We start from the raw sequence: 26,068 nt of genomic DNA, 5'->3' as shown, positions 1-26,068 counted from the left end.
AGGAACAGAATCATGCAAACATTGGTTAATCAACTGGATAACGCTGACCTACAAGGCCTAGCTGGGAAAAAAATCCTACTTGGCATTAGTGGTGGTATCGCTGCGTATAAATGTGCCGAACTGACTCGACGCTTAATTGAGCGTGGGGCGCAAGTACAAGTCGTGATGACAAATGCAGCCAAGGAGTTCATCACTCCTCTCACCATGCAAGCCGTCTCTGGAAGGCCGGTGTCTGATAGTTTGCTTGATCCTGCTGCTGAGGCTTCCATGGGGCACATCGAGCTCGCAAAGTGGGCTGACTTGGTATTACTAGCGCCAGCAACCGCAGACCTGATTGCTCGTATGACAGCGGGCATGGGTAACGACCTACTGACCACTTTGGTTTTAGCAACCGATGCGCCAGTTGCGGTATCTCCGGCAATGAACCAACAAATGTACAGCCACCCTGCGACTCAAGAGAACATTGCGACACTAAAACGTCGTGGTTGTGAAGTTTGGGGGCCAGCGGCTGGCGAGCAAGCGTGTGGTGATGTCGGTATGGGTCGTATGTTAGAGCCAATGCAGCTCGTGCATCGCTGTGAAGACTTCTTCCAACCTAAGCCACTTGCTGGCCGTTCTGTGCTTATTACTGCAGGCCCGACTCGTGAAGCGATTGACCCGGTGCGTTACATTACCAACCACAGCTCGGGCAAGATGGGCTATGCACTGGCTAAAGCAGCCGCGAAACAAGGCGCAACAGTGACTCTAATCAGCGGCCCTGTTTCATTAGCAACGCCAAATAAAGTTAATCGTATTGATGTCGACAGCGCACAACAGATGTTTGATGCCGTTACTGCTAACGCTTCTCAACACGATATTTTCATCAGCTGCGCCGCAGTTGCCGATTACCGCCCTGAGACCATTGCAGACCAAAAGCTTAAAAAGGTCGACGGTAAAGACGACATGACCATTCAAATGGTTAAAAACCCAGATATTGTCGCTTCTGTCGCTTCAATGACCGAAGGTCGCCCATTTACTGTCGGCTTCGCAGCAGAAACTCAAGATGTTGAGAAGTACGCACGCGGTAAACTGGAAAGAAAGAACCTCGATATGATCTGCGCCAACGACGTCTCAGTTGAAGGCCAAGGCTTCAATAGCAGTAGCAATGAGCTGCACCTTTATTGGAAAGGCGGCGATAAATCTCTGCCACTGGAAAGCAAAGACACACTTGGTTTCCAGATCCTCGATCAGATCCAACAGCTTATTAATGTATAAACGCACAAATTTGCTCTGATAATCTGCTGACACCTCTCGATTCTGTTGACCTAGGGCTTACAAAACTAGGAAACAGAATTGAATGGTGTTTATAATCCTTCTTCACTCAATCCTCATCTTTAGGAAAGGAAGTAAATAGATGGCTGGTACTCGAAAATCAAACCGTCGTGAAGAAATCCTACAAGCTCTCGCACAAATGTTGGAATCGACCGAAGGTGCTTCTCGTATCACAACGGTAAAGTTGGCCAAGCAAGTGGGTGTTTCTGAAGCTGCGTTATACCGCCACTTCCCAAGCAAAGCCCGCATGTTTGAAGGCCTGATCGAGTTCATTGAAGAAGCGTTGATGTCTCGAATCAACCGTATTCTGGATGAAGAGAAAGACACGCTAGAGCGCATACGCCTAGTACTACAACTTATCTTAGTTTTCTCAGAACGTAACCCAGGCCTGACTCGAATTTTATCTGGTCATGCTCTAATGTTTGAAAATGAACGCCTGCGTGATCGCATCAACCAACTTTTCGAACGCATTGAGACGCAACTTCGCCAGATCCTGCGTGAAAGAAAGCTTCGTGAAGGGAAATCATTCCCGGTTGATGAGAAAATCTTAGCCGCTCAACTGCTCGGTCAAGTTGAAGGCAGCTTGAATCGATTTGTTCGCTCAGACTTCAAATATCAACCAACAGAAAACTTTGATGCTTATTGGGCACTGCTAAGCGCTCAGATTAAGTAGCAATCAAATTAAGTGGCAATCAAATCTTAAGTGATGGTTATGACGACGAAAACTTCTTCAGCAAACGGCACAGCACAACACGTGATTACTAAGCCGCCTTTTACTCTAGCTCTACTTCACCCTAAATATTGGGGTGTATGGTTTGGTTTTGGGTTATTGGCGCTTATTGTTAACGTTCTCCCTTATCGCCTCTTACTGCTGTTAGGCCGATCGTTAGGCTCTTTGGGTGCTAGCTATGGTAAAAAGCGCGTCGCGGTAGCAACACGTAACTTGGAGCTCGCCTTCCCAGACAAGCCAGCAGATGAAGTCGCGGCAATGGTCAGTGAGAACTTTAAGAACACAGGTATGGCACTGATCGAAACCGGCATTACCTGGTTTTGGCCTACGTGGCGCTTCAAGCGCATCCTAGTAGATAAAGACACCCAAACACTGCGTATGCACAAAGCTAACGGTAAAGGTGTTCTTCTATGCTGTGTGCATGCCTTAAACCTAGAGATCACTGCGCGAGCAATGGCTGTATTAGGTATTTCTGGTTTAGGTGTTTATCGCCCGCACAACAATCCGGCTTATGAATTCATTCAATACCGTGGTCGTACTCAAAACGGCAACCGCCTGATTCACCGTAAAGACGTGAAGCGTATGATTCGAATCCTGCGTCAAGGTGAGATCCTTTTCTACCTACCGGATCATGATTACGGCCGTAACAAATCTGTGTTTGTGCCTTTCTTCGCAGTAGAAGATGCGTGTACCACAACAGGCACCAGTATTCTGGCTTACACCAGCCGATGTGCACTTGTTCCGGGGTCTGGTTTTAGAAATGCCAACGGCAAATATGAAATCATGGCTGATGAGTCAATCGAAGAAAACTACCCGCAGAAAGATGAGAAAGCGGCTGCCGCCTACATGAACCGCTACCTTGAGAAGATTATCTTAAGAGCACCAGAACAGTGGATGTGGCTGCACAAGCGCTTTAAGACTATGGAAGACCCAGAAGCTGAACGCGGCATTCGTTACAAATAGAGCACCTATCTTCAGATAAGAAAGCAGCTCACCTCAATAGAAAAGTAAAAGGCCCGAAAGATATTTATCTCTCGGGCCTTTCTCGTTTTGAAATTCTAAACCTAGGGATCTAAACCATCAGGTTCAAAACTTCAGGCATTAGATACCATATTGAGCGCGGTACGCTTTTACTGACTCTAGATGCGCTGCGTCGGTGCCTTTCTCTTCAAGGAAAGTCACCAAGTCAGTCAGGCTAACGATTGAGATAATCGCACAACCGAAGTCACGCTCAACTTCTTGAATCGCAGACAGTTCGCCTTTGCCCTTCTCTTGACGGTCGATAGCAACAAGCACACCCGCTAAATCAGCGCCATTTGCTTGGATGATTTCCATCGACTCACGAATCGCAGTACCTGCAGTGATCACGTCGTCCACTAACATGATGCGACCTTCAAGCGCGCTACCGACAAGGTTGCCACCTTCACCGTGGTTTTTCGCTTCTTTACGGTTAAAACAGTAAGGCGTATCTACATCGTGGTGATCTGCCAGTGCAACCGCTGTCGTCGTTGCAATTGGGATACCCTTGTATGCAGGGCCAAATAGTACATCGAACTCAATGCCAGAATCAGCCAATGCTGCTGCGTAGAAGCGACCTAAACGCGCTAGGTCACGACCTGTATTAAACAATCCAGCATTGAAGAAGTAAGGGCTCTTACGGCCAGACTTTAAAGTAAACTCACCAAACTTAAGTACTTCTTTCTCTAGTGCAAATTCAATAAATTCACGTTGATATGCTTTCATGCTCATCCTCTAAATTAATTTACTTTCCAGTTCCTAACTTCCAATCGCTCAGGAAGCTAACAATGATGTATTTTCTAAATAGATAGCTCTACAACAAGGCAGCAAGGTTTTTCAGCCCTATGAGCATAGGGGACCTATGTGATTAGGGTGAAAAATTGCAGCTAACGCTGGTGTAGAGTTATATATGACGAAAATAAAAAAATAGCCCCTTAAAAAAGGAGCTATCTAAAAACTATTCTGCTAACGCCGACTTCTGCGCTTCAACAATATCAGCAATGCCCTTATTCGCCAGGGCTAAAAGCTGCATCAACTCTTCGTGGCTGAACGGTTCGCCTTCTGCGGTACCTTGAATCTCAATCATCTTACCGTCTTCCGTCATTACAACGTTCATGTCGGTATCGGCTGCTGAGTCTTCAACGTACTCAAGGTCACACAGTGCTTGTGCACCAACGATGCCCACTGAAACTGCCGCTACGTGGCCTTTCATTGGGTTCTTTTTCAGTTTGCCGCTTGCTAGTAGGCTGTTGATAGCATCAGCCATTGCAACGCTTGCACCTGAGATAGAAGCAGTACGAGTACCGCCGTCTGCTTGGATAACATCACAATCGACAGTGATCATAATTTCACCCATTACTTTCAGGTCAACAACAGCACGTAGGCTACGAGCGATCAGACGTTGGATTTCCATCGTACGACCACCTTGCTTGCCGCTCGCCGCTTCACGACGGTTACGAGTGTGCGTTGCACGTGGCAGCATGCCGTATTCAGCCGTTACCCAACCCTTTCCTTGGCCTTTTAACCAACGCGGTACGTTTTCTTCTACCGTCGCATTACATAGAACTTTAGTGTTGCCGAACTCAACTAATACAGAACCTTCAGCATAAGCTGTGTAGTTACGAGTAATTTTAATTGGACGAATTTGATCTACAGCGCGGTCATTTGGACGCATTGGTATCTACCTTATTAACAGTCTGAAGTGATTTACTATCGAAAGAGTGCATCACCTAAGAAAGGGGTGAGACAGTTTTGATTGGGGCAAGATTATATAGCAGTTTATCGTGCAAATCTATTTACCGTTCAAAGCTATTTATCACGAAAGGCTATTTACAGTGAAAAGCGACAGGCTTCGAGAGCACACCATATCGTGATACTATGCGTGCGCGTTATTTTCAGAATGATAAAAGACAGGAAAATTCGATGATTTATAGTATGACCGCGTACGCACGCAAAGAAGTAAAAGGCGATTGGGGCAGCGCAGTATGGGAAATCCGTAGTGTAAACCAACGCTACCTAGAAACTTACTTCCGTATGCCTGAACAGTTCCGTGGTTTAGAGCCAATCTTGCGTGAGCGTTTCCGTAAGCGTCTTGCACGCGGTAAGGTTGAATGTAACCTACGCTTTGAAGCAAACCCTGCTGCAAAGGGCGAACTAAGCATTAACGAAGGTTTGGCTCAGCAAGTAATCAATGCGGCGAACCAAGTAATGACGATGACAGGTGAAGACAGCCGTTTGAACCCATTCCAAGTCATGAATTGGCCTGGTGTGATGGAAACGCCAGAGCAAGACATGGATGCCATCAACAAAGACCTACTTGAAGCATTCAACGATGCTATCGCAGAGTTCATTGATGCTCGTGCTCGTGAAGGTGAGAACATGAAGGCGCTAATCGTACAGCGCTTAGATGCAATCACTGAAGAAGTAGTGAAAGTTCGTGCACGCATGCCTGAGATCCTAGAGTGGCAACGTGAGCGTCTTCTTACCAAATTTGAAGATGCGAAAATCGAACTTGAAGGTTCTCGTGTTGAGCAAGAGCTTATCCTACTTGCGCAGAAGTCAGACGTAGCAGAAGAGCTAGACCGTCTAGATTCTCACGTGAAAGAAGCAAATGCAGTACTGAAGAAAGGTGGCGCTTGTGGCCGTAAGCTAGACTTCATGATGCAAGAGTTCAACCGTGAGTCAAACACGCTAGCGTCTAAGTCTATCAGCACAGACATCACAGCATCAGGCGTAGAGCTTAAGGTTCTTATCGAACAGATGCGTGAGCAGATCCAAAACATTGAATAACAGTCTGTAAGCTGTACACGATAAAGAATAATCAGCTTAATCAGTGTTGATTAGATCAAAATGAGCTCCTAATTTTAGGGGCTTTTTTTTATGGATACAGTAATAGTAATCAGGATGAGCAAGTGACTGGTTGTTACGTAGAAGGTTGAGTTAGAGCAAAGAACAGATACAACGATAGTTAGAACGAGATAACGGACGTAAAACAGGATTTTTGAATACTTAGAGAGGGTATTGCTAATGGAGAAGAGTGTTGCGGTAAAACTGAGGGGGGAAACAAATTTGAGAGAGAAAGTGACGCAAGTTGCTGTTGCAACCTGCGCCGACTTAAAATCTTATAGAGCTACAACGTTTGCAGCTTGAAGACCTTTTTGGCCTTGCTCTACTTCGAAAGACACTTGTTGGCCTTCTTTAAGAGTCTTGAAACCTTCAGAAGCGATTGCACGGAAGTGTACGAATACGTCAGCGCCGCCGTTGTCTTGAGTTAGGAAACCGAAGCCTTTCTCTTCGTTAAACCATTTTACTACGCCGTTTACTTTGTTAGACATGATGTGTCCCTTATATAAAAATAAAAAATTAATCGCCAAAAGTGCGATGCGCTGAAAGCTTGAATTATTTAATGTATCTATGAAGCTAAGGGAAACACTGAGAATAACAATGAAGCAATACTAAGGGTTCTACTTTACAACTGGATGTTTCATTTAATAACCCTGAGAACAGAGCGACGCCATTCTTGGTGATCTGAGCCTGCTTGTAAAGCGTTATTTGGACAATTTGATGTTTTTTTGTTCAACTGGCTTAAATTAAAAGCCCAACGATATCGTTGGGCTTCATTTATAAAACTTTAACCTTCAAAGTGTTACTCATCTGGCTGCTTGGTTCTAAGGTCTACATACGGCCAATAATGATGTCCAACACGAATCAACAATGTTGCCGCGGCCAAGATAAATGCCGCTAAAGATAACCAAACGATCAATACCGCATCGAGTTCTTTCATGCCCAAAGTGATGTAACGAGCAATCGCCATCATCGCGATATAGATCGGGTATCGCACTGGAATCTTACCGTTCATCACAAACTGCTGAACCATCGCCAACACTTCTAAATAGATGAACATCAGCAGAATGTCGGTCAATTGCACTCGGCGTTCAGCGAAGACATGCATGAACTCTTCGACCATCGCAAACAAGGTCGCGAGCGTGATCGCCACCAGCAATACCGCTTCCATAATGTGGAATACTTTTAAAAACGGCTTACTAAAAGATTTAGGTAAATGAGAAGGCATAGTCACTCTTCAAAAAATAATTAATCCAGTCTCTACAATAGCATGCATCAATATAAGTCGCGTACTGTCAAAGCACCGACTTTAGGCTAACGCCATCAACTCATCGGTAACCAACATTAAGAAGCAACGGTAAAAAGCAACAAATACAAAAATGGCCCCGCATTCACTGCAGAGCCATCTGTTTGTCTTTTACTTAGCGACTTCTTAGTGACTAATTAGCCTTAAAGCAGAATCAGGTAAGTTAAGAACACCACACACAGTCCGTAGATAAGCGGGTGTACTTCTTTGCGCTTACCTGCCACAACCATTGTGAATGCGTAGCTGATGAAGCCCATCGCCATACCGTTCGCAGGAGAGAAGCTTAGCACTGTGAACATGATGGTAAAAAAGGCTGCAATGCGTGACTCTTTCTTTTCCCAATTAATCTGACCAAGACGACCTACCATGTAGATGCCAACCACGACCATCGCCGGTGCAACCATTGCAGCCGAGAAGATAGAGAAGATTGGGTATAGGAACAGCGAGATTAGGAACAGACCAGCCACCATGACTGCTGCCAAGCCCGTTTTCGCACCTTGAGAAGAAGCGATGCCAGACTCAGAGAATGCGGTAATTGATGTGGTACCAAGAATAGAGCCAATCACAGTACCGCCCGCATCTGCTACTAGAGCCGATTTCGCGTTTGGCACCTTGCCGTCTTTATCGATGATGCCCGCATCACGGCCAACGCCGACAATGGTGCTCAAGCCATCAAAGAAATCGACAATCAGGAAGATAAGCACGATAAACAATAGGTCGAACATTTTCTCTGGCGTGAAAGCTGAGAAATCAAATATAGCGCCAAAGCTGCCAGCCATGCTTGGTGGCATAGCAATGAACTGCTCTGGGATTGGTGCGTTTGAAGTGCCCATGAAGACGTCAGCAAGAATCGTCAACACGATAGCAGAAACGAACGAGATGAACGTTGCTAGCTTGATGTCACGAACCATACAACCCAATGCGATAAAGATGCTCACATAAGCAATGATCACTTTTGGATCGGAAATGTCGCCTAAGCCAACCAGTACGAATGGGTTAGAAACGATGATGCCCGCATTCTTAAGACCTAAGAAAGCAATGAACAGTCCGAGAGACACGGTAATCGCCAACTTCAAATCTTCAGGAATCGACTCAATCATCGATTTACGGATATTGGTTAACGAGAACGCGAGGTACAGGATACCTGACAGGAAAATGCCGAACAGCGCCTCATTCCAAAGTACCGCGACTGAACCACTTAATAGTAAGCCTTTGAAGAAGCCGTTCATGCTCATGCCCGGCGCAAGCATCACTGGGTAGTTGCCCCAAATGCCCATGATTAGGGTTGCGATAGCCGCAGACAGAGCTGTTGCAGTAAACACGGCACCTTTGTCCATGCCTGGAATATCACCCAAAATTGCTGGGTTAACCGCCAGAATGTAACTCATCGCCAAGAAAGTAATGAAACCCGCGTATAGCTCAGTGCCAATCGTGGTTTTTCTTTCAGTGATTTTAAACATCGAATCAAGCGAGCCAGAGGTGTTCTGGGCTTTCAGGGTGGAATCGGTACTCACAACAAAACCTTTGCAATAAATTAAGAATTTGGTGATTCAAATGCTGTGAGAATAGAGAGGTCTCTACACTAAAAACTGTAGTCACCAAGGTAGGCTCGGTAGTAGAAACATCTAGTCTAGTAGGGTCTGTTGGCCCTTCGAGATGATTTTTGCAGCGAGTTGTTGGGGATTTCTACAAGGCAGAGACTTTGAAGTGTAGCTAGCCTACATAAGAAGTCGATAACGCAGTAGAAATCACCAACAAACGCTGCCCGAAGGGTTCGGCTAAAATCGTTTTATGCTTTGTTAAGGAGTCTTTACTTAGAATACTAGGCTACAAACTCCTTGCCGCGCCTAAAACGATTTTTTCTCGAACAAAACTCCATCGCGAAAGGTCAACAGACCCTAGATATATACAGCATTTAATCGTTTGCGCGGATTGTAAGGATTGAGATTAAAACTTCAACAAATTTTGTCCAGATCACATAAAAAAGTACCGATGACGAGTCATTACATTTATACAAAGATCTTTGAGAAGATCATTTGCTGATAAATAACGATCAAGCCAGTTGTTCTCAATCATCTAAATATGCTACTCTTCGCCTCCATTTTTCTGACCTAATTTTCACCAGTTGCTTCTATTAGTTTTACTCGTTATCTCTTTATAGACGTAACCAACGGCACAATTAGTAGATGCGCCATCGGAACAAAAATTAGAGTCAGTGCTATCTTTTAAAGTGTAGGTTTATTGCCTTCACTCAATCCAACCAACAGTGGAAATATACAGATGGGCAAAGGTACTCTTTACATCGTATCTGCACCTAGTGGCGCAGGTAAGTCGAGCTTGATCTCAGCAATGCTAGAAACCAATCCAACCTACGCAATGAAGGTATCTGTTTCACACACCACTCGCGGTATGCGCCCTGGTGAAGAAAATGGTGTTCACTACCACTTCGTAGAGAAGCATCATTTTGAAGACCTTATTACTAAAGGTGAATTCCTAGAGTACGCTGAAGTGTTCGGCAACTACTACGGTACTTCACGCGTTTGGATTGAAGAAAACCTAAACCGCGGTATCGATGTATTCCTAGATATCGACTGGCAAGGTGCTCGTCAGATCCGTGAACAAATGCCTCAAGCGAAGAGTGTATTCATTCTTCCACCATCAAATGGTGAACTAGAGCGTCGTTTGAATGTTCGCGGTCAAGACAGCGACGAAGTTATTGCGAAACGCATGAGCGAAGCAAAATCAGAGATTTCTCACTATGCAGAATATGATTATGTGATCGTGAATGACGACTTTGATGCAGCCCTAATGGACTTCAGAGCTATCATTCGTGCGGAACGCTTAAAAGAAGATAAGCAAGCAGCGAAATACAGCGGCATGCTTACTGCTTTATTAGCGGAATAATCTAGATCCCCTAGATTTTCTATTGAGATAAGTATACGGTGATCTAGAAAGTATCTAGTTAAACTTGTATACTTTCTCGTCATCAAAAATTTATTAGTTAATTACTATTTGGAGTCCTCATGGCACGCGTAACTGTTCAAGACGCTGTTGAAAAAGTTGGCAACCGTTTCGACCTAGTTCTTATTGCGGCTCGCCGCGCACGTCAAATGCAAACTGGCGGTAAAGATTCACTAGTGCCTGAAGAAAACGATAAGCCAACGGTTATCGCTCTTCGCGAAATCGAAGAAGGTCTTATCACTAAAGACGTACTAGATGCTCGTGAACGTCAAGAGCAACAAGAGCAAGAAGCGGCTGAACTTGCAGCAGTAAGCAGCATCGCTCACACTCGTTAGCTCATATTCGCAAAAAGCGTCATTCGAACTAATTAACCTTCCGGGCCTTTAATTTGTATCTATTCGATAGCCTCAAAGACGTTGCCCAAGAATACCTAACAGAGCCTCAAATTGAGGCTCTGCGTCAATCTTATGTGGTAGCGAGAGACGCCCATGAAGGGCAAACCCGCTCAAGCGGTGAACCATACATTATCCACCCTGTAGCTGTTTCAAGAATCCTGGCAGAAATGCGTCTGGATATCGAAACCCTGCAAGCTGCTCTGCTTCATGATGTCATCGAAGACTGTGATGTCACTAAAGAAGATCTAGAGGAAAAATTTGGCAATACCGTTGCTGAATTGGTTGATGGTGTATCTAAGCTGGATAAGCTTAAATTTCGTGATCGCAAAGAAGCGCAAGCAGAGAACTTCCGCAAGATGGTTCTCGCCATGGTGCAAGACATCCGCGTTATCTTGATCAAATTAGCTGACCGTACTCACAACATGCGCACGCTTGGGGCACTTCGTCCTGACAAAAAGCGTCGTATTGCTCGTGAAACCCTAGAGATTTATTCTCCACTAGCTCACCGTCTTGGTATTCATAACATCAAGACCGAACTAGAAGAGCTGGGCTTTGAAGCCCTCTATCCTAACCGTTATCGCGTACTTAAAAACGTAGTGAAAGCTGCGCGTGGTAACCGTAAGGAAATGATCCAACGTATCCATAGCGAAATTGAAGGCCGCCTTGAAGAGGTCGGTTTGCCTGCTCGCGTACTTGGTCGTGAAAAAAACCTGTTCTCCATCTACAACAAGATGAAAACTAAAGAGCAGCGCTTCCACACCATTATGGACATCTACGCTTTCCGCGTCGTGGTTGATACCCCAGATACTTGTTATCGCGTACTTGGTCAGGCTCACAGCCTGTACAAGCCTCGCCCTGGCCGCATGAAAGATTACATTGCGGTACCAAAAGCCAACGGCTACCAATCTCTGCACACGTCAATGATCGGCCCTCACGGGGTGCCAGTTGAGGTTCAGATCCGTACTGAAGATATGGATCAAATGGCAGACAAAGGTGTCGCAGCGCACTGGTCTTACAAAGGCAACGGCTCACGCAGCAGTAATGGCACGACCGCACAGGTTAAAGCACAACGTTGGATGCAGAGCTTACTTGAGCTGCAACAAAGCGCAGGTAACTCATTCGAATTCATTGAAAACGTTAAGTCTGATCTGTTCCCTGATGAGATCTTTGTGTTCACGCCGAAAGGTCGCATTGTCGAACTTCCTGCGGGCGCAACAGCGGTCGATTTTGCTTACGCGGTACATACCGATGTCGGCAACATGTGTGTAGGTGCTCGTGTAGACATGAACCCTTACCCACTGAGCAAATCGCTGAAGAATGGCCAAACCATTGAGATCATCAGTGCTCCGGGCGCACGCCCGAACGCAGCATGGCTCAACTACGTGGTGACATCGCGTGCACGTACTAAGATCCGTCAGGTTCTGAAAACGATGCGTCGTGAAGAGTCGATCACGCTAGGCCGTCGTCTACTGAATCATGCACTTGGCGAACACTCTATTGGCGATATCGGCCAAGAGAATATCGACCACGTATTGTCTGATCTTCGCCTAGACAATGTTGAAGACTTACTGGCATCGATTGGTCTTGGTGAGCTGATGAGTATCGTTATTGCTCGTCGTCTACTGGGTGATGCTGACGAACTGACTGAAGTGGAAAACAACAGCGACACACCAAGGAAGAAATTGGCTATCCGTGGTGCTGAAGGTCTACTACTGACGTTCGCTAACTGTTGTCACCCAATTCCAGATGATCACATCATTGCCCATGTATCGCCAGGTCGTGGCCTTGTGGTTCACCGTGAAACGTGTCCAAACGTTCGTGGTTACCAGAAAGAACCAGACAAATACATGGCGGTTGAATGGTCTGACGATTACGACCAAGAGTTCACTGCTGAACTTCAGGTTGATCTGCAGAATCACCAAGGTGCACTGGCTGAGTTAACTAACGTTATCTCGAAAACAGGCTCGAACATTCACGGTATTTCAACTGAAGAACGTGATGGACGCCTGTACACAGTGACTATCTTGCTGACCACCAAAGATCGTGTTCATCTTGCAAGTATTATGAAAAAGCTACGTGTGATGCCACACGCGCTGAAAGTAAGACGTCGTAAGAACTAACGTTTAAACTTGATAATAGTTTTGCCAAGAATTTAAATCCCCTTAATGCTTTATCGCTTAAGGGGATTTTTATAACCGTAATCCTAGTATTTACCGCGCTCCCTCCCATTCCTGCCTGTACAAAAATCCAGTAAAATGCTTGAATAGATCATCTCTCTTACGTTTATGAGCCTTGTTATGTCACAGCTTTTATCTGCTATCCCTCTCAACTCTTTATCTGGAGTCGGCGCTAAAGTCGCAGAGAAACTGGAAAAGGTTGGGCTTAACAACGTACAAGATCTGCTTTTTCACCTCCCTTTGCGCTATGAAGATAGAACACGTATCTACCCCATCGTAAAACTGCACGCGGGCTTATGGGCTGCAGTGCAAGGCAAGGTCATGCATGTCGATACCATTTTCGGTAAACGTAAGATGTTGGCGGTAAAGATCAGCGATGGTAACGGCACCATTACCCTACGCTTTTTCAACTTCACCGCAGGTATGAAGAACAACTTTGCTGAAGGCAAACAAGTGCATGCCTACGGTGAGATCAAGCGCGGTAATATGGGGCTTGAGATCGTCCACCCCGACTACAAATTCTTTGCGCCTAGGCAACAGCCAGATGTTGAAGCCAATCTGACTCCGGTGTACCCAACCACCGAAGGGCTAAGACAAGTCACGCTGCGTAATCTTACCGATCAAGCCTTAGAGCTAATCGACAAGGCCGCAGTTAACGAGCTTCTCCCATCAGGTTTATACGACCACCAAATTACCCTCGCACAAGCACTGCATACCATTCACAGGCCGCCCCCGGGCATTGACCTAGAGCTGTTTGATGAAGGCAAGCACCCTGCGCAACTGCGCCTAATTATGGAAGAGTTACTGGCTCAAAACCTGTCTATGTTGTCTGTTCGTAGCAAAGGGCAGCAAGACAAGGCAATGCCTTTTCCTCCAGTAAACACCCTTAAAGATAAGCTACTGGCTCAGCTGCCGTTTTCACCAACCAATGCCCAAGCACGAGTGACCAAAGAGATCGAAGCTGACCTTGAAAAGCCGCACCCAATGATGCGTTTAGTGCAGGGCGATGTAGGCTCAGGTAAAACTTTGGTCGCTGCGCTTGCGGCTGTTCGCGCACTCGAACACGGTCAACAAGTTGCGCTAATGGCACCCACCGAATTGCTTGCGGAACAACACGCGATCAACTTTGCTAACTGGTTTGAGGCAATGGGTATTCAAGTTGGATGGCTAGCAGGTAAGCTCAAAGGCAAAGCTCGTGAAACTGAACTAACACGTATTGCCAGTGGCGAAGCGCAAATGGTGGTCGGTACTCATGCCCTGTTCCAAGAGCATGTCGAGTTCAAAAACCTTGGTTTAGTGATCATTGATGAGCAACACCGATTTGGTGTCCACCAGCGATTAGAGCTACGTGAGAAAGGCGCAAAGCAAGGCTACTACCCCCATCAGTTGGTCATGACCGCTACCCCAATCCCACGAACGTTAGCAATGACGGCCTATGCCGACCTCGAAACTTCGATTATTGATGAACTGCCACCGGGACGAACCCCAATTCAAACCGTGGCAATTCCTGATACCAAGCGCGATGACATTGTTGAACGTGTGAAAAATGCGTGTCTCAATGAAGGCAAACAAGCCTACTGGGTATGTACGCTAATTGATGAATCCGAAGTATTAGAAGCGCAAGCCGCGGCCGACACTGCAGAAGAGCTGCAACGCAAACTACCAGATGTAAAAATTGGCTTGGTGCACGGCCGAATGAAACCCGCCGAGAAACAGGCGGTGATGAGAGAGTTCAAAGAGAACAAGCTGCATCTATTGGTTGCGACAACCGTGATTGAAGTGGGCGTGGATGTTCCGAATTCGAGCTTAATGATCATCGAGAACCCAGAACGTCTTGGCCTAGCGCAACTGCACCAACTGCGTGGCCGTGTCGGCCGAGGTTCGGTCGCAAGTCATTGTGTATTGTTGTATCACTCTCCGCTGTCTAAAACCGCTCAGAAACGCCTAGGTGTGCTACGTGAAAGTAACGATGGCTTTGTGATTGCACAGCGCGACTTAGAAATCCGTGGTCCCGGTGAATTGCTCGGTACCAAACAAACTGGCTTGGCTGATTTCAAGATCGCCGATCTAATTCGTGACCAACGTTTGATACCTGAAGTGCAGCGTATTGCGCGTCATATTCACGATAGCTACCCAGACAATGCTAAGGCGATCATCAACCGTTGGTTGGGTGAACGCGATGTTTACTCTAAGGCGTAGTTAACACTAAGGCGTAGTTAACACTGAGACCGTGTTCAAACGTAAAAAAGGCTTCCTCAAGGAAGCCTTTTTAGTGTGCGTTACTTTCATCAAGCAAGAGCGAGATTCCCTATTCGCTCGTTCCTCACGATAGGGAATGACGATCAAAGTAAACTTTCATCATCAAAGTCCATGGTTAGCAATTCGTCATCCTCGGAGAGGGAAGAATGACCGAGTCGGGGATCTCTTAACCGTTCCCCGAACCGAACTTATCGTCATCAAACGGACCGATGATAACTAGGGCTTAACCGGGAAACTGATCTGCGCTTTTAAGCCACCTTCACTGCGGTTATTGACCACAACAGCACCTTGATGCTGGCTAACGATACGTTTCACAATTGCTAAGCCCAAGCCCGTTCCTTCGCTACCACGAGCCGTGTCACCACGCGTGAAAGGTTCAAACAGCTTTCCGATCTGGTCTTGTGGAATACCCGGCCCGTTATCTTCTACCGTCACCCAAGCAAGCTTGTTATCCGCCGTCATACCAGTTGATACCTTGACCCAACCATTACCGTAACGCAGCGCATTCACCACCAAGTTGCTCACAGCACGCTTCATCGCGATCGGATTACCTAGCGCTGGCTTCATCGATTCTGGAATATCGGTTTCAATCTGAACCTCGTAGCCACCCTCAGAGCTCGATACCTCACGAGCAATATCATCGACAAACACCGCTTGGAATGAATCTCGGTCGACAGGCTTTAGGTAATCCATGAACTGGCTGATGATTTCATTACACTCTTCGGTATCACTGATAATCCCCTCAGCTAAGTAGGCATCCTCTGGTGACATCATCTCAGTCGCTAAGCGAATACGCGTTAACGGAGTACGTAAATCATGGCTGATACCCGCCATCAACAAGGCGCGGTCTTCTTCTAGCTCTTGGATGCCTTTCGACATCTGGTTAAAGGCTCGAGTTACCGAGCGAATCTCTTGTGCGCCTTGAACTGGCAATGGCGGTGGAATATCACCTCGCCCGACACCTTGCGCCGCTTTCTCTAGCGCTATCAACGGACGGTTTTGCAATCGGATAAACAGCCAACCACCTGCGACAATCAACAGCGCCATGATCAGACTGTTACGAAACAGTGGTGCAAAATCCTCTTCTTGCAGCTCTGATAACGGAATACGAATTAAAGAGTTGGGTAACTGCGCAATGTCCATCCAAAGCACATAGCTCTCTTTACCCAAGATCAGCCGCACTTCAGTTTCAGAACCCAGCTCCTTGGTCATCTCCTCACTCATCAAGTCGATTGCGACCGCATGGTAATACTCACCCGCCGCTTCGCTGCCCTTGGCGTGAACGGTTACCCCGAGCTGTTCAAGCACACGCTGACGCAATGGCGCATCGATCTCGATATCACTGCCTTGGTCCAATACCAGGTTTAGCTCGTGAGCCAAAATCTTATTAAACTGCTGCAAACTTGGCATCAACGCATAGTTAAACACCGCGTAATAAGAAAAAATTTGGCTAGCGACCAATAGCGTTAAGAAAAGCACTATCGACTGAGTAAAGGAGCTACGTATACGCATGGGGTACCCGAGATGTAGAAAGATAAAGAAAGTGTTATATGACTATAACTCTAAACCATTGTGCTGAATAGAAAACGGGCCATCGCATATTAATGAGATGACCCGTAAGATTCACAGAATCGATAAAGCTACTGTAGAGCTTATTAAGCTGAATTACACAGCTTTGCCATCTGGAACGAATACATAACCCAAGCCCCACACCGTTTGGATGTAGCGAGGTTTGCTTGGATCTTCTTCAACTAGACGACGCAGACGTGAAATCTGAACATCGATAGAACGTTCCATTGCTGAATACTCACGGCCACGAGCCATGTTCATCAGCTTATCGCGAGACATTGGCTCACGAGCATTCGTTACCAAGGACTTAAGAACCGCAAATTCACCCGAAGTAAGCGGCATTGGCTCTTCACCGCGGAACATTTCGCGAGTACCTAAGTTCAAGCGGAACTCACCAAACTCAACCACAGACTCTTCTGTGCTTGGTGCACCCGGTGCTTCAATGACTTGGCGACGCAGTACAGCTTTAATACGAGCAAGCAGTTCACGTGGATTAAATGGTTTTGGCAGGTAATCATCAGCACCCACTTCCAAACCCACAATGCGATCCACTTCATCACCCTTTGCAGTAAGCATCAGGATTGGTAGCGAGTTGTTTGCGTTTCGTAGACGACGACAGATCGATAGACCATCTTCGCCCGGCAACATTAAATCCAATACCATCAAGTGAAAATTTTCACGGGTTAACAGGCGGTCCATCTGCTCACTGTTTGCCACGCTACGCACTTGAAAGCCCTGCTCTGACAGATAGCGCTCTAACAGTGCACGTAAACGAGCATCGTCATCGACCACTAAAATTTTGTAGTTTTCTTGCATGTAATGGTTCCACCTATTAAAGCTTAAACCTAAGGTTAAGCATTCTTGGTAAATTGTATATTGGTATAAGACATTAAAAATGTAACATTATTGGAGAAAAAGTCGCCTAAATAATTGTTAACGTATGTTGCCTTTCTATATATTCTATCTTAGATCATCATTTCATTAAGTCAGATTTATGAAAACCAAACTTATTACTCGAGAAGGTTATAACAAGCTCAAAGCAGAACATGACCACTTATGGCACGAGAAACGCCCTGAAATTACTAAGATAGTCACTTGGGCGGCAAGCCTTGGAGATCGCTCAGAAAACGCAGATTACACCTTCAATAAGCGTCTACTTCGTCAGATCGATCGCCGAGTGCGTTTTTTAAGAAAGTTCCTACCTGATGTCACGATCGTTGATTACTCGCCACAACAAGAAGGTAAGGTATTTTTCGGTGCTTGGGTCGAAATTGAGAATGATGATGGGGAAATTAAGAAGTTTCGAATTGTCGGCCCAGAAGAGATCTACGGCGATGCTAAAGGCTATATCTCTATCGACTCACCAATGGCTAGAGCTCTGCTCAAGAAAGAAGTAGATGACGAGTTTACGGTAAAAACACCGGAAGGCGACAAAGAGTGGTTCATTAACTCGATTCGCTACGCAGACAACGAATAACCAAACTTAATAAACACTTAGCGATAAACTGAGTGTTCAGCAAACCCAAACTCCAGATAAAAGAAAACCCCGCAAGGCTTTCGCCTAGCGGGGTTAAGTCTCTATCGCAGCAATCCGGCTACTGTTTATCTCTTCGAGATAAGGTGCTCCCTGCATCTTTCCTTGATAGTGGCTAAATCCTTTAACCAATTTCCTTTTTGTTCATCGCCATCCTAGCGGTGTCCATTCTAGCCTGTCATCCTGACTGGCGAATCTCATCCAGAGATTATCACTTCCTTGCTGACCACTCATCCTAAGTAATCAAATCTTCATCCTGAAGATACCTAGTCCATTAGGCTTTTTCCTGTTCCTGCCAACTCCCTGTCGACAAGTTAAATATTACGGCAAATGGCCGGGTTTCCTAGATAGTCTTAAAAAACATTTCAGGTGAGAAATACGCCCACAAACACACAATCAAATAAAATCAGCTACTTAGTGTAACATCAAGACGATTTCATCGGTCTAAAGCGACTTAGTCTCACATCACTTGTAAGAGATCTCGCACAAAGCGGGTATCAGAAACGGAAATTCGACTTCTGACAGGATAATTACACAGCCAAAGCTAGAAAAAGCGTACGCTCACCCCCATATATTTGTCATGATATTAAATAAGAGATTCATCGGATGAGCCAAGCTATCTGTCGACTGATTGCTGAAGAACTGAATGTCCGTTCTGAGCAAGTCACTGCCGCAGTAAACCTAATTGACGACGGTAACACCGTTCCCTTTATTGCCCGCTACCGTAAAGAAGTTACGGGTGGCTTAGACGATACCCAACTACGTAACCTTGATAGCCGCCTTTCATACCTTCGCGAGCTAGACGATCGTCGCCAAACAATTCTTAAGTCGATTCAAGACCAAGGAAAACTCACGCCAGAACTCGAGCGTGATATCACTCAAGCAGACAGCAAGACTCGCCTAGAAGATTTATACCTGCCATACAAACCAAAGCGCCGTACTAAAGGCCAGATCGCGATTGAATCGGGCTTAGAACCACTTGCCGACACACTGTGGAATGAACCACAGCACGATCCAGAAACGGAAGCGGCGAACTTCATCAGCAACGATAAAGGCATTGCCGATACCAAAGCTGCTCTCGATGGTGCTCGTGCGATCATCATGGAACGCATTGCGGAAGACGCAAACCTACTAGAAAAGATTCGCCAACACCTAACACGCAACTCAGAGCTAGTCGCTCGTGTAGTGACAGGTAAAGAGCAAGAAGGCGAGAAGTTCAAAGACTACTTCGAGCACAACGAAACACTCAGCAAAGTGCCGTCTCACCGTGCACTTGCCATGCTGCGTGGCCGCAATGAAGGCTTCCTAACACTGGCGATGAATGCCGATCCTGAGCAAGAAGAAGGTGTACGTGGTTCTTACTGTGAGAACATTATCTCTGATCACTACGGCATTACTCTGAGCAGTGCTCCTGCGGATGCTTGGCGTAAGCAAGTGATTAGCTGGGCATGGCGCATCAAGGTTTCTATGCACATGGAAACTGAATTGATGGGCGCAATGAAAGAGCGTGCAGAGATCGAAGCGATTGAAGTATTCGCAACCAACCTAAAAGACCTACTCATGGCAGCGCCAGCTGGTCCTCGAGCAACCTTAGGCTTGGACCCAGGTTTACGTACCGGTTCGAAAATCGCTGTCGTGGATTCAACCGGTAAGGTTTTGGCAACAGAAACTATTTACCCTCACCCACCTCAAAAGCAATACGACAAATCGGCACACGTGGTTGAGCAGATGGTTCGTCAATTCAATGTTGATTTGATTGCGATTGGTAACGGTACGGCTTCACGCGAAACCGACAGCTTTGTGGCTGACGTAATTAAACGCGGCAACCTAAAAGCGCAAAAGATCATTGTTAGCGAAGCGGGCGCATCGGTGTATTCCGCGTCTGAACTAGCTGCAAAAGAGTTCCCGAACATGGATGTATCAATTCGTGGTGCGGTGTCTATTGCTCGTCGTCTGCAAGATCCACTGGCAGAGCTAGTGAAGATTGACCCTAAATCGATCGGTGTGGGCCAATACCAACACGATGTGAGCCAAACTATGCTCGCTAAGCGCCTAGATGCGATTGTCGAAGACTGTGTAAACGCCGTAGGCGTTGATGTGAATACAGCGTCTGCCGCGCTACTTACTCGCGTAGCCGGCCTTTCTAGCACCATCGCTCAGAACATCGTGGATTTCCGTGATGAGAATGGTCGCTTCGAAGCACGTACTACGCTAAAGAAAGTCGCTCGCTTAGGGCCAAAAGCCTTTGAACAGTGTGCTGGTTTCCTACGTATTATGGATGGTAAGAACCCGTTAGATGCATCATCGGTTCACCCAGAAGCTTACCCAGTAGTGAAAACCATTGCCGAGAAAAACCACAAAGACATCAAATCTCTGGTGGGTAACACCGACTTCTTACGTGGTTTGCACGCGGTTGATTACACCAATGAAAACTTTGGTGTTCCAACGGTCACCGACATCATCAAGGAGCTGGATAAGCCGGGACGCGACCCTCGCCCTGAGTTCAAGACTGCAACCTTCGCAGATGGCGTAAACAGCGTTTCAGACCTAGAACCAGGCATGATTCTAGAAGGTGTGGTATCGAACGTGGCTAACTTTGGTGCCTTCGTTGATATTGGTGTTCACCAAGATGGCTTAGTTCATATTTCAGCACTCACCGATCGCTTTGTCTCTGACCCACGTGAAGTGGTTAAAGCGGGCGACATCGTGAAAGTGAAGGTGATGGAAGTGGATGTTCAGCGTAAACGTATTGCACTGAGCATGCGTATGAAGGACGAGCCTGGACAAGACAACCGTGCTCAACGTTCAAGTGCACCTCGTACACAAAACCGCTCGAATCAAAACTCGCAAGGTGGCCAACGCCGTCGTGAAGAGCCGCAACAAAACGCTGCAATGGGTGGAGCATTCGCTGCCGCTTTTGCTAAAGCGAAAAAGTAATCCATTAGCTCATCTAAAAAGCTGATGTGCTTAAAACAGAAAACCTGCATCCCTTAGGGTATGCAGGTTTTTTTATTATGTGTTCAAAAAAGACATCGAAGCTTGTTTGACTCGTAAACCTTTGATTTATAAGACCACCAACATCTCTGATGGAGCATGAGGCGCAACAGCATGACCATAATGATACTTTATGACCTTACGTCGTTTCTCCATCTGTCCTTCCTGAATCGCCGCATCTAAAACATGCTTTGGCAGGCGGAAACGCATGGTATAACCTTTGCCTTGATCAGCACTGTATGTTTTCAGTGCCAATAAGCTGAACAGCCGATCAAAAGGGTCTTGTGGCTCTTCTTGGCTAACCGAATTGGCCTCTGACTCGTTCTCCATTTCATAACCTGGATGGTCTGAAGGATCCCAAGCCGACTGCTGCCTTCGTTTATCGTATGATTTTACCTTACGCTCTGCATTGGTTCTCGCCAATGCTACTGCGGGAGCAACAGGCTCTCGGACTCTATTATCACGCGCAACTTGCTCTGTTTGCACATTAACGGACGGGGCGATTAGTGGCACACTCACTGCAGTTGCAGGTGACACAATCATCGCGAACTCTCCTCAAGAATCGCCCATCGTTTTTACTATAACGCTGTTGTACTGTGAGTCAGCACAACAGGCATAGCCCAACTTAGCGCAATCAGCTCAGGAGAGAGTTAGGTCTGAGTATCAAGCAACACGTTGGTGTTATACCAATCGTAGTAAATAACTGATCATCCTAGCTTGTTAAAATGCTCGATAACGGCGTTAGATTTTTTGATTGTAGAATAACTACTTATCGAAACTACTTGTCAAAAAAAAGCTGCCTTGTTCTCAAGCCTTTTACCTACGCTATTTTTGAACACTTACTTACTGTGATTGGTATTAGCTTATATATCGACCAAGCCGGATATATATTTAGCAATTATTTTTGTGCGAAGCTGACAAGCTCACTGCAAAAGGCATCCGCTTCGGTCATAAACGGTGCATGCGAAGACTGGGTAAATATGTATTGCTCGGTATGAGGCAAGGCTGTGCCTAAGTCTTTCGCAACCTTGATTGGCACCAATCCATCTAATCGACCATACAAGCGTAGCATTGGTACTGAAATCTCAGGCAGTTGTTCACGCAGATCGACATCCGACAGCATCTTTAATCCTGCCAATAATGAGTCAGGGTTCGGCAACGGGCGAGACAGCACCGCTTGCTTGAGTTGTTTTACATCTTGCCTTGCTGAAGGGCTGCCCATGGCTTGCAATGCCATAAAGCGTTCGATGGTGGTTTGGAAATCTTCAACCAGTTGCTCGGTGAATGCGCTTAATACGTTGGGCTGAATGCCTCGCCATAACACGGGCTCTTTTGCAGCGGCGAATTTGGGAGAACTGGCGACAGTCACCAGCTTGCTCACGTAATCTGAGTGATGGAGAGCCATGTGCGTTGCGACCAAGCCTCCAAGTGACCAACCCACCCAAATCGCTTGCTTTGGTGCTTCGGCCAAAAGCTGCTGAGCAATCTCTTCAAGATCTTGAGCGTGGCAGTGCGCGCTGTGTCCATACCCTGGTAAATCGACAACATGCACTCGAAAATCAGCTTGTAATGCATTAACGGTTTGTTGCCATACCGCACCGTTCATTCCCCAGCCGTGAACCAGTACTAAATCAGGCCCTTGCCCAGAAACATGCCAATATAACGCGTCACTCATTCTCAATATTCCCTACTTTTTCCATCAGCGATAATCCGCGCTTTTCAGTATGGTGAGCAAAAGGAACACCATAACCCAAAAGCATCACGAGCTATGTTATCCGATTGGCTACAAAAACACACACCACGTCTGGTCACACCTCAATGCCACCTGTGCAAACTTGATAAACTGCCCAGTGATACACATCCTCGATGGTGCAATTCTTGTCTCAAACTCTTTCAGCCAGTACCACGCTGCCAACGATGTGGTTTAAAAACACTGCTCACAGTAGAGCAGTGCGGACAGTGCTTATCTCAACCTCCACCTTGGCATCGCCTCTACTGTGTCGGCGATTACACCTTCCCTACAGCAGGTTACATTCAGCAAATGAAGTACGCTGATAAGTTTTGGTTTGCACGTGATCTATCTAAGCTATTGGCATCACGTATCGAATATCCTGCTCCGCTGATCACCAGCGTGCCGCTGCATTGGCGTCGATATACTCATCGCGGCTTTAATCAAAGTAAGCTGCTAGCCGACTACACGGCTCAAGAGCTTGGCGTTGAAAGTGATGTGCTCTTTCGTCGAATTCGCTCAACGGCTTCCCAGCAGGGGCTGACTAAATCCGCACGATTACACAATCTAAAGAGCGCTTTTGCGCTGCGAAAACAAGACGTTCAAGGAACTATCCCCTCTCACGTCGCGATAATTGATGATGTTGTAACCACCGGCAGTACTGTGTATCAATTATGCCAATTACTACTTGAAGTGGACGTTAAAAGGATTGATATTTACTGCATCTGCCGCACTCCTGAGCCCTCTGGATAAAAGCTGTGAATCACTACTTGTACAGCAATCCAACAAAAAAGGGCTGAATTACAAATCTGACAGGAGTAGAATGGCGCTAATAACCTACAAATCTACTCAGGTATTCGTCGTGTCAAATATTACTATTACAGAAACAGCTCAAACTCACTTTGCCAATCTGCTGTCACAGCAGCCTGAAGGTACAAACATTCGTGTGTTCGTGGTAAACCCAGGCACACAAAACGCTGAGTGTGGTGTTTCTTACTGCCCAACAGATGCTATCGAAGCGTCTGACACAGAGCTTAAATTCGAAGCTTTCTCTGCATACGTAGATGAGCTAAGCCTACCGTTCCTAGATGAAGCTGAAATTGACTTCGTTACTGACAAAATGGGCTCTCAGCTAACGCTTAAAGCACCAAACGCTAAGATGCGTAAAGTCGCAGACGATGCACCACTTCTAGAACGTGTTGAATACGCAATTCAAACACAAGTTAACCCACAACTTGCTGGTCACGGCGGTCACGTTAGCTTGGTAGAAATCACTGAAGACGGCGCAGCTATTGTAGCATTCGGTGGTGGTTGTAACGGTTGTTCTATGGTTGATGTAACGCTAAAAGAAGGCATCGAGAAAGAACTTCTTCAACAGTTTGAAGGTGAACTGACTGCTGTTCGTGATGCAACTGAGCACGATCGTGGTGAGCACTCTTACTACTAATCACTGATTTAGTGTTAGTTGTTATTTGAAAGGTTGATGCGCAAGCATCAACCTTTTTTGTTATGTGGATAAGCAAGTTAGGACTATCGCGTTCTCTCTATACTCTTTTGCTATACAACCATATTTTCACCTCGTTACCATCTTGAGTAAGGTATTCAAGTGATCGTAATCGATTCCTGCTTCAATAATTTTCGGATATGAAAACTCGGATCTAGGAACTCAAGGTCATTTCCCCTATATTAGAATGACTTTATAAGAAAGAATTCCAATGAGCTAAGGAGCGAGCGCAATGACGAAAAGGACCAAGCCAGAGATTTTGGCTAAACAAACTGTCGCTCAATCAAGACTATTCTCTATCGAGTCTCTCGACTTACGCTTTTCAAACGGCGAAGAGCGCACTTACGAACGCATGAAGCCCAGCGGGCGCAACGCAGTGATGATGGTTCCTATTACTGAGCAAGGCGATATTCTATTAGTACGTGAATATGCAGCGGGAACTGAACGCTACGAACTTGGCTTTCCAAAAGGGCTGATTGATCCAGGTGAGCAGCCAAACGAAGCCGCCGTTCGCGAACTCAAAGAAGAGATAGGCTTCGGTGCCAACAAGCTTACTCCGCTGAAGGAAGTGATCCTTGCACCCTCTTACTTCTCTAGCAAAATGACGCTGTTTATTGCAGAAGACCTCTACCCAGAAAAGCTAGAAGGTGATGAGCCAGAGCCTCTCGATATTGTGCGCTGGCCACTTGCTCAAGCCGAAGAACTGTTAACACATCTCGATTTCTGTGAGGCTCGGAGTATTACAGCCCTGCTTTTAAGCCTTCGTGTATTAAACAATAACTAGAACATTCAGGCTCGCTCTAAGAGTAAGAGAACATTTATGCCAATAACAAAAGATTTGTCTCACCTCCTACCCTCTGTCATTGAGATTGCTCGCTCTGCTGGTCAACTCATCTTAGAGATCTACGAGAAAAAGGATTACGAAGAGTTCATTAAGAGTGATGACACTCCAGTAACCAGTGCCGATCTTGCAGCACATAAGCTGATATTAAAAAAACTCAGTGAATTGACGCCTGATATTCCCGTATTATCCGAAGAAGACGCCGACATCAGCCTAGAGCAACGCTCTCAATGGGATCGCTACTGGTTAGTTGACCCACTGGACGGCACCCAGGAGTTCATCGCACGAAGTGGTGATTTCGCGACAATTATCGCCCTAATCGAGCATAACAAGCCAGTGATGGGCGTGGTATACGCACCCGTTTCAGGTGTGAGCTATTACGCTTACAGTGGCAAAGGCGCTTGGAAGATCCCAGACCTTAATGACAGCGTGAAAATCAAAACGCATCGTCACGAGCTGCCAAACCAGTCAATCGCCATGGCGATCAGCCGTCGCCAAGACATCAATCGCATCACTAGCCGTATGAGCTCAGCATGGAATTATGATTTGGTTCCTCTAGGCTCAGCAGCGCTTAAGGCATGTTTAGTCGCAGAAGGGGCTGTGGATTGTTATCTGCGCCTTGGACCAACCGGAGAATGGGATACCGCCGCAACGCAGTGCATTGTTGAAGAAGCTGGCGGACGTATCTTAAGTACTCAGCTAGAGCCGCTTTCGTACAATGAAAGAGAAACGCTAGAAAACCCGAACTTCATTGTACTCGGTGATGCAGATTTACCGTGGGCAGAAATACTTCAGGGTAAAGATTAGTTTTATCAATTACATAACATTGAGACCTCACCCTAACTTTAAAATATAAAATGTGAATAAAGTTCAATGGGCAACTATTTTCTATACAAA

General features: G+C 46.2%; 23 protein-coding genes. 14 read left to right on the top strand and 9 right to left on the bottom strand.

The genetic code is table 11. From position 1 onward, the window contains the following. Positions 1-12: 12 nt before the first annotated feature. From coaBC to lpxL, 3 genes are all read left to right on the top strand, one after another. Positions 13-1,254 carry a bifunctional phosphopantothenoylcysteine decarboxylase/phosphopantothenate--cysteine ligase CoaBC gene (gene coaBC / locus AB4517_RS17930; RefSeq protein ID WP_372149076.1) on the top strand — a complete coding sequence of 414 codons (1,242 nt, stop codon included), beginning with the start codon at positions 13-15 and terminating at the stop codon, positions 1,252-1,254. Positions 1,255-1,393: 139 nt separating this feature from the next. Next, positions 1,394-1,984, top strand: a complete 591-nt coding sequence (slmA, locus tag AB4517_RS17925) for a nucleoid occlusion factor SlmA (protein ID WP_004741428.1) — start codon at positions 1,394-1,396, stop codon at positions 1,982-1,984. A 39-nt stretch (positions 1,985-2,023) separates the two neighbouring features. After that, positions 2,024-3,004, top strand: coding sequence for an LpxL/LpxP family Kdo(2)-lipid IV(A) lauroyl/palmitoleoyl acyltransferase (lpxL, locus tag AB4517_RS17920; RefSeq protein ID WP_372149073.1), 981 nt, complete (start codon positions 2,024-2,026; stop codon positions 3,002-3,004). Between the two features lie 138 nt (positions 3,005-3,142). Here the strand turns inward: lpxL and pyrE are convergent, their stop codons facing one another. After that, positions 3,143-3,784 carry an orotate phosphoribosyltransferase gene (gene pyrE / locus AB4517_RS17915; RefSeq protein ID WP_017059267.1) on the bottom strand — a complete coding sequence of 214 codons (642 nt, stop codon included), beginning with the start codon at positions 3,782-3,784 and terminating at the stop codon, positions 3,143-3,145. A gap of 232 nt (positions 3,785-4,016) precedes the next feature. Further along, positions 4,017-4,733 carry a ribonuclease PH gene (rph, locus tag AB4517_RS17910; protein ID WP_019826449.1) on the bottom strand — a complete coding sequence of 239 codons (717 nt, stop codon included), beginning with the start codon at positions 4,731-4,733 and terminating at the stop codon, positions 4,017-4,019. A 248-nt stretch (positions 4,734-4,981) separates the two neighbouring features. Here rph and AB4517_RS17905 point away from each other — a divergent pair, with 248 nt between their 5' ends. After that, positions 4,982-5,848 carry a YicC/YloC family endoribonuclease gene (locus AB4517_RS17905; RefSeq protein WP_017059268.1) on the top strand — a complete coding sequence of 289 codons (867 nt, stop codon included), beginning with the start codon at positions 4,982-4,984 and terminating at the stop codon, positions 5,846-5,848. A gap of 332 nt (positions 5,849-6,180) precedes the next feature. On the opposite strand, the gene AB4517_RS17900 is transcribed toward AB4517_RS17905, so the two are convergent. The 3 genes from AB4517_RS17900 to AB4517_RS17890 all read right to left on the bottom strand — a co-directional run bounded on the left by AB4517_RS17900 (position 6,181) and on the right by AB4517_RS17890 (position 8,722). After that, on the bottom strand, positions 6,181-6,393 hold the full coding sequence (locus tag AB4517_RS17900) for a cold-shock protein (RefSeq protein WP_017071067.1): 213 nt from the start codon (positions 6,391-6,393) through the stop codon (positions 6,181-6,183). Between the two features lie 311 nt (positions 6,394-6,704). Further along, the gene (locus tag AB4517_RS17895) at positions 6,705-7,130 is read right to left on the bottom strand and encodes a phosphate-starvation-inducible protein PsiE (protein ID WP_017062464.1); all 426 of its coding nucleotides are present in this window, start codon (positions 7,128-7,130) and stop codon (positions 6,705-6,707) included. Between the two features lie 221 nt (positions 7,131-7,351). Next, the gene (locus AB4517_RS17890; protein WP_017062465.1) at positions 7,352-8,722 is read right to left on the bottom strand and encodes an NCS2 family permease; all 1,371 of its coding nucleotides are present in this window, start codon (positions 8,720-8,722) and stop codon (positions 7,352-7,354) included. Between the two features lie 766 nt (positions 8,723-9,488). On the opposite strand from AB4517_RS17890, the gene gmk reads away from it, so the two are divergent. From gmk to recG, 4 genes are all read left to right on the top strand, one after another. Next, positions 9,489-10,112 carry a guanylate kinase gene (gene gmk, locus AB4517_RS17885; protein WP_017062466.1) on the top strand — a complete coding sequence of 208 codons (624 nt, stop codon included), beginning with the start codon at positions 9,489-9,491 and terminating at the stop codon, positions 10,110-10,112. A gap of 119 nt (positions 10,113-10,231) precedes the next feature. Then, positions 10,232-10,504 carry a DNA-directed RNA polymerase subunit omega gene (gene rpoZ / locus AB4517_RS17880; RefSeq protein ID WP_009848003.1) on the top strand — a complete coding sequence of 91 codons (273 nt, stop codon included), beginning with the start codon at positions 10,232-10,234 and terminating at the stop codon, positions 10,502-10,504. 53 nt (positions 10,505-10,557) lie between these two features. Beyond that, positions 10,558-12,684, top strand: coding sequence for a bifunctional GTP diphosphokinase/guanosine-3',5'-bis pyrophosphate 3'-pyrophosphohydrolase (gene spoT / locus AB4517_RS17875; RefSeq protein ID WP_017062467.1), 2,127 nt, complete (start codon positions 10,558-10,560; stop codon positions 12,682-12,684). Positions 12,685-12,861: 177 nt separating this feature from the next. Then, positions 12,862-14,940, top strand: a complete 2,079-nt coding sequence (recG, locus tag AB4517_RS17870) for an ATP-dependent DNA helicase RecG (RefSeq protein WP_017066313.1) — start codon at positions 12,862-12,864, stop codon at positions 14,938-14,940. A 276-nt stretch (positions 14,941-15,216) separates the two neighbouring features. On the opposite strand, the gene envZ is transcribed toward recG, so the two are convergent. Both envZ and ompR read right to left on the bottom strand, forming a co-directional pair. Further along, the gene (envZ, locus tag AB4517_RS17865; protein WP_102398527.1) at positions 15,217-16,512 is read right to left on the bottom strand and encodes a two-component system sensor histidine kinase EnvZ; all 1,296 of its coding nucleotides are present in this window, start codon (positions 16,510-16,512) and stop codon (positions 15,217-15,219) included. Positions 16,513-16,665: 153 nt separating this feature from the next. Then, entirely contained in the window at positions 16,666-17,385 is a 720-nt protein-coding gene (gene ompR, locus AB4517_RS17860) for a two-component system response regulator OmpR (RefSeq protein ID WP_008218409.1), read from the bottom strand. Positions 17,386-17,563: 178 nt separating this feature from the next. Between ompR and greB the strand changes: the two genes are divergently transcribed. Further along, complete coding sequence (gene greB, locus AB4517_RS17855) at positions 17,564-18,046, top strand: transcription elongation factor GreB (protein ID WP_017062470.1); 483 nt, start codon at positions 17,564-17,566, stop codon at positions 18,044-18,046. A 663-nt stretch (positions 18,047-18,709) separates the two neighbouring features. Then, positions 18,710-21,040, top strand: a complete 2,331-nt coding sequence (locus tag AB4517_RS17850; protein WP_372149070.1) for a Tex family protein — start codon at positions 18,710-18,712, stop codon at positions 21,038-21,040. Between the two features lie 126 nt (positions 21,041-21,166). Here AB4517_RS17850 and AB4517_RS17845 read toward each other — a convergent pair whose 3' ends face one another. Next, positions 21,167-21,640 carry an ATP-dependent Lon protease gene (locus AB4517_RS17845; protein WP_372149068.1) on the bottom strand — a complete coding sequence of 158 codons (474 nt, stop codon included), beginning with the start codon at positions 21,638-21,640 and terminating at the stop codon, positions 21,167-21,169. Between the two features lie 355 nt (positions 21,641-21,995). After that, entirely contained in the window at positions 21,996-22,772 is a 777-nt protein-coding gene (bioH, locus tag AB4517_RS17840; RefSeq protein WP_017063077.1) for a pimeloyl-ACP methyl ester esterase BioH, read from the bottom strand. Between the two features lie 93 nt (positions 22,773-22,865). Here bioH and AB4517_RS17835 point away from each other — a divergent pair, with 93 nt between their 5' ends. From AB4517_RS17835 to cysQ, 4 genes are all read left to right on the top strand, one after another. Continuing rightward, the gene (locus tag AB4517_RS17835; protein WP_170962812.1) at positions 22,866-23,579 is read left to right on the top strand and encodes a ComF family protein; all 714 of its coding nucleotides are present in this window, start codon (positions 22,866-22,868) and stop codon (positions 23,577-23,579) included. Between the two features lie 109 nt (positions 23,580-23,688). Further along, complete coding sequence (nfuA, locus tag AB4517_RS17830) at positions 23,689-24,273, top strand: Fe-S biogenesis protein NfuA (RefSeq protein WP_004741449.1); 585 nt, start codon at positions 23,689-23,691, stop codon at positions 24,271-24,273. Between the two features lie 289 nt (positions 24,274-24,562). Then, positions 24,563-25,114 carry an ADP compounds hydrolase NudE gene (nudE, locus tag AB4517_RS17825; protein ID WP_017062476.1) on the top strand — a complete coding sequence of 184 codons (552 nt, stop codon included), beginning with the start codon at positions 24,563-24,565 and terminating at the stop codon, positions 25,112-25,114. A gap of 36 nt (positions 25,115-25,150) precedes the next feature. Next, positions 25,151-25,978 carry a 3'(2'),5'-bisphosphate nucleotidase CysQ gene (gene cysQ, locus AB4517_RS17820; RefSeq protein ID WP_059021843.1) on the top strand — a complete coding sequence of 276 codons (828 nt, stop codon included), beginning with the start codon at positions 25,151-25,153 and terminating at the stop codon, positions 25,976-25,978. The last annotated feature ends 90 nt before the right edge of the window (positions 25,979-26,068 follow it).

The organism is Vibrio sp. 10N.222.52.C3 (assembly GCF_041474195.1).
Classification (GTDB): domain Bacteria; phylum Pseudomonadota; class Gammaproteobacteria; order Enterobacterales; family Vibrionaceae; genus Vibrio; species Vibrio crassostreae_C.
The sequence above is the reverse complement of the archived record's forward strand: the minus strand, read 5'-3'. Positions and strand labels throughout refer to the sequence as shown.

Excerpts from the sequence above, each read along its gene's own strand:
- AB4517_RS17895 (WP_017062464.1), bottom strand. The coding sequence starts at position 7,130 with ATGCCTTCTCATTTACCTAAATCTTTTAGTAAGCCGTTTTTAAAAGTA.
- gmk (WP_017062466.1), top strand. The coding sequence starts at position 9,489 with ATGGGCAAAGGTACTCTTTACATCGTATCTGCACCTAGTGGCGCAGGT.
- AB4517_RS17900 (WP_017071067.1), bottom strand. The coding sequence starts at position 6,393 with ATGTCTAACAAAGTAAACGGCGTAGTAAAATGGTTTAACGAAGAGAAA.
- AB4517_RS17845 (WP_372149068.1), bottom strand. The coding sequence starts at position 21,640 with ATGATTGTGTCACCTGCAACTGCAGTGAGTGTGCCACTAATCGCCCCG.
- nudE (WP_017062476.1), top strand. The coding sequence starts at position 24,563 with ATGACGAAAAGGACCAAGCCAGAGATTTTGGCTAAACAAACTGTCGCT.
- AB4517_RS17835 (WP_170962812.1), top strand. The coding sequence starts at position 22,866 with ATGTTATCCGATTGGCTACAAAAACACACACCACGTCTGGTCACACCT.
- recG (WP_017066313.1), top strand. The coding sequence starts at position 12,862 with ATGTCACAGCTTTTATCTGCTATCCCTCTCAACTCTTTATCTGGAGTC.
- coaBC (WP_372149076.1), top strand. The coding sequence starts at position 13 with ATGCAAACATTGGTTAATCAACTGGATAACGCTGACCTACAAGGCCTA.
- ompR (WP_008218409.1), bottom strand. The coding sequence starts at position 17,385 with ATGCAAGAAAACTACAAAATTTTAGTGGTCGATGACGATGCTCGTTTA.
- envZ (WP_102398527.1), bottom strand. The coding sequence starts at position 16,512 with ATGCGTATACGTAGCTCCTTTACTCAGTCGATAGTGCTTTTCTTAACG.
- AB4517_RS17905 (WP_017059268.1), top strand. The coding sequence starts at position 4,982 with ATGATTTATAGTATGACCGCGTACGCACGCAAAGAAGTAAAAGGCGAT.
- rpoZ (WP_009848003.1), top strand. The coding sequence starts at position 10,232 with ATGGCACGCGTAACTGTTCAAGACGCTGTTGAAAAAGTTGGCAACCGT.
- AB4517_RS17850 (WP_372149070.1), top strand. The coding sequence starts at position 18,710 with ATGAGCCAAGCTATCTGTCGACTGATTGCTGAAGAACTGAATGTCCGT.
- pyrE (WP_017059267.1), bottom strand. The coding sequence starts at position 3,784 with ATGAAAGCATATCAACGTGAATTTATTGAATTTGCACTAGAGAAAGAA.
- lpxL (WP_372149073.1), top strand. The coding sequence starts at position 2,024 with ATGACGACGAAAACTTCTTCAGCAAACGGCACAGCACAACACGTGATT.
- rph (WP_019826449.1), bottom strand. The coding sequence starts at position 4,733 with ATGCGTCCAAATGACCGCGCTGTAGATCAAATTCGTCCAATTAAAATT.
- cysQ (WP_059021843.1), top strand. The coding sequence starts at position 25,151 with ATGCCAATAACAAAAGATTTGTCTCACCTCCTACCCTCTGTCATTGAG.
- slmA (WP_004741428.1), top strand. The coding sequence starts at position 1,394 with ATGGCTGGTACTCGAAAATCAAACCGTCGTGAAGAAATCCTACAAGCT.
- bioH (WP_017063077.1), bottom strand. The coding sequence starts at position 22,772 with ATGAGTGACGCGTTATATTGGCATGTTTCTGGGCAAGGGCCTGATTTA.
- greB (WP_017062470.1), top strand. The coding sequence starts at position 17,564 with ATGAAAACCAAACTTATTACTCGAGAAGGTTATAACAAGCTCAAAGCA.